Source organism: Gordonia sp. NPDC003429 (assembly GCF_053588575.1).
The window spans coordinates 259,759-266,165 of the sequence record NZ_JBSFQF010000006.1; the positions used below are offsets into that span (position 1 = coordinate 259,759).

Sequence of the window (6,407 nt, forward strand, 5' to 3'; positions counted from 1 at the left end):
CCATCGCCACATTGACCGAGGCTGCCGCGACAGACGCAGATCTCGAGCCATCGGCGGCGCTGCGCGTCAGCCGTTTGGAACCGCTGGTAGCCGGCGGCTCAGGACTGCTCTCCCTTCTCACGCTGTTGGACATGCCACCGTTATTGCGGCTACTCCTCTTACTGCCATTGATACTGGTCGGATTCGGTGCTGCGGTGAGCTGGCGGGTCCGAATGCCGGGTCATCTGCGCCTAGCGCTTTACCCCTCACTGGGTTTGGCCGCACCGATCGGTTTGGGCACCACCCTTATTTGGGTTGGTCTCTACTCTCCCGACCTCGTCACGTGTGCGTTGTCTATGGTGTGTCTGATTTCATCGTTCTTGGCGTTGCGTACGCCCGTGGCACGTATGGACGCATGGGCCGACCTGAAGCGGATGTGGGGTCGGGTGAAGACAGATGCGCGTGATGTGCGGTCAAAACGGATGGGAGCACTCGCGGCTGTCGCGGTGTTGTGGGTCGGGGCGCTCTGGCTAATGTCGCGCGAAAGCGTCGGGTTGTTCGGCCTCATGTTCACTTGGGTCGGCCTCGCATTGGCTGTCTGCCTGGTTGCGATTGTCGGAATCTTCTTTACCTGCCTCTATGTCGGGGATACTGTGGGGGCCGCCGTCACTATCCTCGCCACAATCGGCGCCATTCGCCTGCCAGCGACATTGTTGACGGACGTTCCCATCTATTCGTGGACCTACAAGCACATCGGGCTCGTCGAATATGTGGCGCAAAATTCTTCGCTGCCGCCCTCCTTCATCGACATCTATTCAAGCTGGCCAGGGTTCTTCGTAGGTGGTGCCTGGTTCAGTTCTGCGACCGGTATAGCGGCAACGGATGTTGCGCACTGGTTTGCCCCGGTCACCCACCTGCTGTTGGCCGTTTCGATTTGGGCGCTGGCCCGAGCATTCAGTCTGTCGAGGTCGGCGGGTCTCATATCCGTGATGTTTGCCGAACTGGTCAATTGGGTGGGGCAGGACTACTACTCCCCGCAAGCGGTCGCGCTCATTATCGGTGTCGCGATTCTGGCCTTGCTGGTATCTTCGCGAACCTATACCGGAGCCGCGTACTTCGTACTTCCGCTATTCGCAGTCATAACGGCGACCCATCAATTGACTCCTGTGTGGATACTTGCGGTGGCGGTGATGTTCACTCTGCTCAATCGGGTTCGACCGATATGGCTGGCCGCCGCCTGTCTTGGGATCTGGGTTGCCTTCGTGATTCCACGGGCGACGTGGATTTCGAGGTATGGCGGTTTCACAGGCGTAAATCCTTTCAAAAACTCGAAGACGAATCTGCCAAACCTACCAGGTGATTCGCTGGCGCGAACGCTTTTGCAAGACGTCGACAGAGGCGTATTTATCACAGTTTGGGCTGCGGCCTTCGTATCTTTCATCTACTTATGGCGTTGTGGCCGAGGAAATTTCGCACTTCCTGTGCTCGCATTCTCGTCGGGCTTGTTGCTAGGGGGGCAGAGCTACGGCGGTGAGGCCATCTTCCGCGTGCTGCTCTACTCGCTTGTCGGGTGTTCGATTCTGGTCGGCGCCGCATTGTCAGAGTTTCTTCGCCTCGATGGCGGGGTTGGCCAAAGAATCGATGATCTGCGCACCCGAATTCGTACGTTCACCGTGGCGCTTGTCGTTGCCCTATTGGGAGTCACTGCACTTCACAGCTACTACGGCGGCTGGGCCTACATACAGCTGACCAAGGGGCAGGTCGAGATGAGTCGTCAGATGCTCAGTAACGCGAAACCGTCTACCGTGATCGTCCAAATCGGTCCCTCTGGTTGGCCGCCGAGAGCAACTGCAGATTACGTGCGACTCGCTGAAGTCAACCCTGGCTTCGATAAAGCGCTGATATTTCTGAAGGAGTCTATGTCACGGGGATTTCCTACGCGGGAAGACATCCGGTTCCTCGACCGTTTGGGTAGGGGTACTGATGGCTCCTTCTATATTGTCTTGCCGCGTCAGATGTCGGCGTATAGCGACTACTTCGGCTACTTCAGGAAAGGCGCGATCGAATCACTTGTAACTCTCCTTGATGAAGATCCAAATTTCTATCGTGCTCACAGTGATAGCGACACCATTGTGTTCGGATATCGCCACATTCCCACCGAAAGAGAGCCTTGGTAACAACTCAGTGGCAGCGAGTGATTGATCGAGAAGAGGGAGAGCGTATGTTTCGCAAACCGATCGTGGCCACAGTCGGATACTTCCGTTCGCTTACAGCTTCGCCGAACGGCAATGGAAGAGTGGCGGTACCGCTTGTCTTAGGGATACTTCTCGTGACTGGAATTATGGTACTTACCGGGTTCCGTGCAGCGTCCGCCGAGGACGGAGACCCTGGCGGAACTTTCGTTGTCGATCCCAACCTGCGTCTGATCTCATCTGATGATTTCGATGGCGCACGTGGCACTGCGCCGAGCCCACGCATGTGGAATGTCCGTTCCGGCGGCGGGGGATGGGGGAACGGTGAAGAGCAGATCTTCACCAATCTCCCCGACAACGTATCGGAAGACGGTGTCGGCAATCTACAGATCCGGGCGATACGCCGCGGAAACGAGATCACGTCGGGGAGAATTGATACAGAGGGAAAGATGGGGGTGTCGTCGGGTCTGCTCGCCGTTCGTGCGAGGTTGCCGGAGGGGCAAGGAATCAACCCGGCAGTGTGGATGCTGGGGTCGAGTATTGGTGTTGTGGGTTTTCCAGAATCCGGTCAAATCAACATCTTTGAGCAAGTGAACAATCGACTTGACAACTCTCTGGGGATAATCGGCCCACGCGAAGACTTGGCTGACAAGACGCCGTGGCAGCGTCTGCAGAAGGTATCAGAGGGTGACCTGGGGTCGGCAGAGGACTTCCATATCTACTGGGTTGATCGCAAAGCGGGCCGGGTCACGTTCGGCATCGATGGTCGGACGATCGCAACGTTCACCCCCAAAGACATGCCTCCGCAATCGGTGTGGGTGATGGATGACCCCTTCTTCCTGGTTCTTGATGTCGCCGCCGGTGGTCGGCTGACCGGGCCCGTTGGAGCCGATGCCTTGCCCGCCCGGATGTTGGTTGACTGGGTAAGGATGTACGGGTGACCGGCCCGACCGGGTCTCGCGGGATCGTCACGACGTCGATGGTCCACGCATGTCTTCTTCTGCTGTCCGTGCTGATTGCGGGGTGTGGAACTGCGAAAGTGGACGATGGCAGTTCTCTCGGGGAGGGTATTAGCCGAATAGAGCTAGGGAACAACATGCGTGCCTACAAAGAAGACGACAAGAAGGTCTTCGGAATCATCGTGTGGTTCCACGGTATGGACAGCGATGGAACAGAACTGCAATACAGTCCCAGGCAACGTCATTTCGTCGAACCATTCTTGCGCCGCGGGTGGGTGGTCGCGTCTGCCACGGCCGGTGGGAATTCGTTTGGTAATGACAAAGCGGTGGCAACTTACCGCGAGCTCATCACAGCGGCCACCACCCGGTTTGCTGTGTCCCGGATGTTGTTCGTGGGTGAATCGATGGGCGCGCTGGCTGGCCTTCACATCTACGCGCAACCTCAGTTCGCCTCCATAGACGGATTCGTCGGGATATCTCCGCTGATGGGGCTGCCAGCAACGATCAGGGACGTCGACTTCATCAGAGCAGCGTGGCATGGCGACGTTCCCGAGCGAGCCGATCCACTGGCGTACCCATCAACTGCATTTGCGGGCAGACGATTTCAATTGCACCATTCGCTGGGCGATCGCTTGGTGCCAGACGGCGCAGGTGCGCGTGCCTTTGCTATTCGTTTCGGCAATGTGGCCTCAATCGAGCTCGACGTCTGCCAGGGCGGTCACATCGACCCGACCTGCTACCAGGGCGATGCAGCGCTGCGTTTCGCCACCGAGTCACGTGGTCCCTGAACTCCTGAGGTGAGGAGCAATCGGTATCTCAATGACTGACACACGGCCATCCGCGGGGTGGCAGCGGTCCGCCAGCAGTTCCCAACCCTAGAGATACGGCGGATGCGCCAGCCCACGGAGTCGGTCGCACGGTAACGCCTCAGTCGAAACGAAAAGTGTTGCGCAACTGAGTCAGTGCGCGGCGCCGTAGGCTTCCAGGATCCCCTTCGGTAGCCGTCCACGCGGATTGACCTTGTAACCCTGGGAGGTGGCCCATTCGCGGATCATGCTGGAATCGACTGTCGCAGTGGGCTTACCGACTGCAATCGACGCACGGGCCTTGTTGGCGCGCGGTGCTGTCGATTGCTTGCGTCCACCGACGCGTGTGGAAACTTCCAGCAGCTTGGCTATCGTGACCTTGCCGGTCTCGACCTTTTCGAGGTTGGCACTGGAGACGTCGAGTTGATAATCCACACCCAGCCACGACCACGAAATGGTGTGGACGTCGTCGGGGTCGATTTCCTTGCCGTCGAGGTCGTCCACGAAGGCGATTGATTGGATAGTAGCCACGCGGACACGATAGCGCATTTGTCATCCGAACAAACGACATGTCCCGATCCGGTGGGTCGCTTGCATTGCCAACTCAGACGCCGCTGTTCCGGCTCTGTCCGCGGTACTTGCGGTGATATTCGTCGTAGAGGTCCGCGTTGCGGATGCGTTCCTGGTGCTTGACGAGTTCGGGATCGAGTCCGTGCTGTTCGAGGCGGTGGCGGCGATAGATCGTGTTGAGCGCGACCGAGAAGAAGACGTAGGCGATCGGGATGGGGGCGAACATGATGAACCGCACTCCCCAGTCGGCCGGCACGAACAGCATCGGCAGCATCAGCAGGATGCACGGGATGGCCCAGCGCACCACCATGCGCCATGCGGCGCCCCTGCCGGCGAGATCTTTGGCCACCCAATCGCGCATCGACGGCGGCAGCGTGGCGCCGTAGCAGTAGCGGACGTATTGCCAGCCCCTGGGGCGGGCGGTGTTCTCGGCCATGAGTTCCTCAGATCCAGCGAATCAGTAGCGTGCTACCGAGTAGTATAGCGGGCCGTCAAGTGTGGGCCGAAGCCGGTGGATGTGCGGGATGTGCAGTTAGTGGAAGTGATCAAGACTGTGCATACCGCCAACTTCGGCGTGTGCGGCGTGCTCAAGATGCACCACGCGTTGCGTCGGGACGGCCATGACGTCGGTCGCGAGCAGACCCGCTGGCTGATGTGGCTGGCAGGGGTGCGTGGTGGGCACCGCGGCCGGACTGTCTTCACCACCCGACCGGATCCGTCCGCTGAGAAACCCGCAGACTTGGTGAAGCGGAAGTTCGTTGCCGAGCAACAGAAAATACGCTGTGGGTGGTGGACATCACGTACGTGCGTACGTGGCAGGGATTGGGCGTGTCAGATGGTCTGTGTGAGTCCAGTGCTCATTAGTAAGAGGAAGATCTATGAGCATGTTGTTAGACGACAAGCAGCGGGCAACGACGACGACCACCGGCCGTCTGAGCTGGTCGAGCCGCGTTCGACTGCGAGGTAGCCGAGGTGTTGGCAGCCTCGGGCATGGTCGATGAGTTAGTTGTCTTCCCGCAGCTGTCGTGACGTCGGCGCCACGACGGCGTCACGTTTCGCTGGCGCCCAGGGGCTGTGACGGCTCTTGATGTCGTAGTAGGTGCTCGGGGCCATTCGCACGCCTGCGCTGCGCAAGGCAGTGGGGATGAGGCTCGACCCCGAACTCTTCCCGCTGGTCGTCGACGAAGGCGACTACTTCTTGTGTTGGCGCTCGAGCTCCGCCCCGAAGAAGGACGCTGGCCGCTTCAGTATCGCGTTGGCGCGCTTGATTTCTCGGACTTGCTGTTCCAGCTCTTTCACCCGAGCGGCTTCCGTGGGGACACACTCGGGGTGTGGCCGTCATCGATGTCGGCCTCTCGAACCCACGACCGCACTGATGACGTGTAAAGGCTCGGGACATGTTTGACGTCGTGTCGTCGGGACACCGTTGACATTTCGTTTCTTGTCGGTGTCGGTGTCGGTGGTTGCGGCCAGAGTGTCGGGGTGTCTTCCTCTGCCGAATCTGACTCCGACGCCGAGATCGCCGCACGGGTGACCGTGGAGGTCCGGTTCCGTGCGGTCACTGAAGTCGCCGATGGTGCCCCGGTTACCGAAGTCGCCGACCGTTACGGTGTGTCCCGCCAGACCGTTACAGGGTGGCGTAGACGCTATGCCGCATGAGGTCTGTCCGGACTATCGGATCGATCGCGCCGACCACGGACGAGCCCGAACCAGAGCGTACACATTCGTGTTTGTAGAGTCCGATCATCGTCTCAGCGAGCGCATTGTCGTAGACATCACCCACAGACCCGATCGACGGACGTAGATGAGGAATGATCAAGACCTGTGGATCAGGGAGGGCGTGCCTTCCCGTAAATATGATCCTGGTAGTCACTTGATCAAGTCAGCGTTGCAGCGCTGGC

The 6,407-nt window shown here is 59.2% G+C and carries 6 protein-coding genes, 2 pseudogenes and 1 other annotated feature; of the genes and pseudogenes, 5 read left to right on the plus strand and 3 right to left on the minus strand.

The genetic code is table 11. The annotated features are described in order from the left end of the window. Positions 1–11 precede the first annotated feature (11 nt). Genes ACWDSI_RS10385 through ACWDSI_RS10395 form a run of 3 tightly spaced genes read left to right on the plus strand, consistent with a single transcriptional unit; the run spans position 12 to position 3,918 of the window. Positions 12–2,156: a hypothetical protein gene (locus tag ACWDSI_RS10385; RefSeq protein ID WP_449756484.1), complete on the plus strand. Its 2,145-nt coding sequence runs from the start codon at positions 12–14 to the stop codon at positions 2,154–2,156. 44 nt (positions 2,157–2,200) lie between these two features. Then, positions 2,201–3,112, plus strand: a complete 912-nt coding sequence (locus ACWDSI_RS10390; RefSeq protein WP_449756485.1) for a glycoside hydrolase family 16 protein — start codon at positions 2,201–2,203, stop codon at positions 3,110–3,112. Next, positions 3,109–3,918: a hypothetical protein gene (locus tag ACWDSI_RS10395; RefSeq protein WP_449756486.1), complete on the plus strand. Its 810-nt coding sequence runs from the start codon at positions 3,109–3,111 to the stop codon at positions 3,916–3,918. The genes ACWDSI_RS10390 and ACWDSI_RS10395 overlap by 4 nt, the downstream gene beginning before the upstream one ends. A 171-nt stretch (positions 3,919–4,089) precedes the next feature. Here the strand turns inward: ACWDSI_RS10395 and ACWDSI_RS10400 are convergent, their stop codons facing one another. Then, on the minus strand, positions 4,090–4,467 hold the full coding sequence (locus ACWDSI_RS10400; RefSeq protein ID WP_449756487.1) for a histone-like nucleoid-structuring protein Lsr2: 378 nt from the start codon (positions 4,465–4,467) through the stop codon (positions 4,090–4,092). 73 nt (positions 4,468–4,540) lie between these two features. After that, on the minus strand, positions 4,541–4,942 hold the full coding sequence (locus ACWDSI_RS10405) for a DUF5313 domain-containing protein (protein ID WP_449746992.1): 402 nt from the start codon (positions 4,940–4,942) through the stop codon (positions 4,541–4,543). Between the two features lie 99 nt (positions 4,943–5,041). Here ACWDSI_RS10405 and ACWDSI_RS10410 point away from each other — a divergent pair, with 99 nt between their 5' ends. Beyond that, positions 5,042–5,473 carry an IS3 family transposase gene (locus ACWDSI_RS10410; protein WP_449747016.1) on the plus strand — a complete coding sequence of 144 codons (432 nt, stop codon included), beginning with the start codon at positions 5,042–5,044 and terminating at the stop codon, positions 5,471–5,473. A gap of 38 nt (positions 5,474–5,511) precedes the next feature. On the opposite strand, the pseudogene ACWDSI_RS10415 reads toward ACWDSI_RS10410, so the two are convergent. Beyond that, positions 5,512–5,882: pseudogene (locus ACWDSI_RS10415) on the minus strand (IS3 family transposase); the annotation flags it as partial. After that, positions 5,611–5,743, minus strand: a sequence feature (AL1L pseudoknot). Its footprint overlaps the pseudogene before it by 133 nt. 154 nt (positions 5,883–6,036) lie before the next feature. On the opposite strand from ACWDSI_RS10415, the pseudogene ACWDSI_RS10420 reads away from it, so the two are divergent. Continuing rightward, positions 6,037–6,162, plus strand: a pseudogene (locus tag ACWDSI_RS10420) (helix-turn-helix domain-containing protein); the annotation flags it as partial. Between the last annotated feature and the right edge of the window lie 245 nt (positions 6,163–6,407).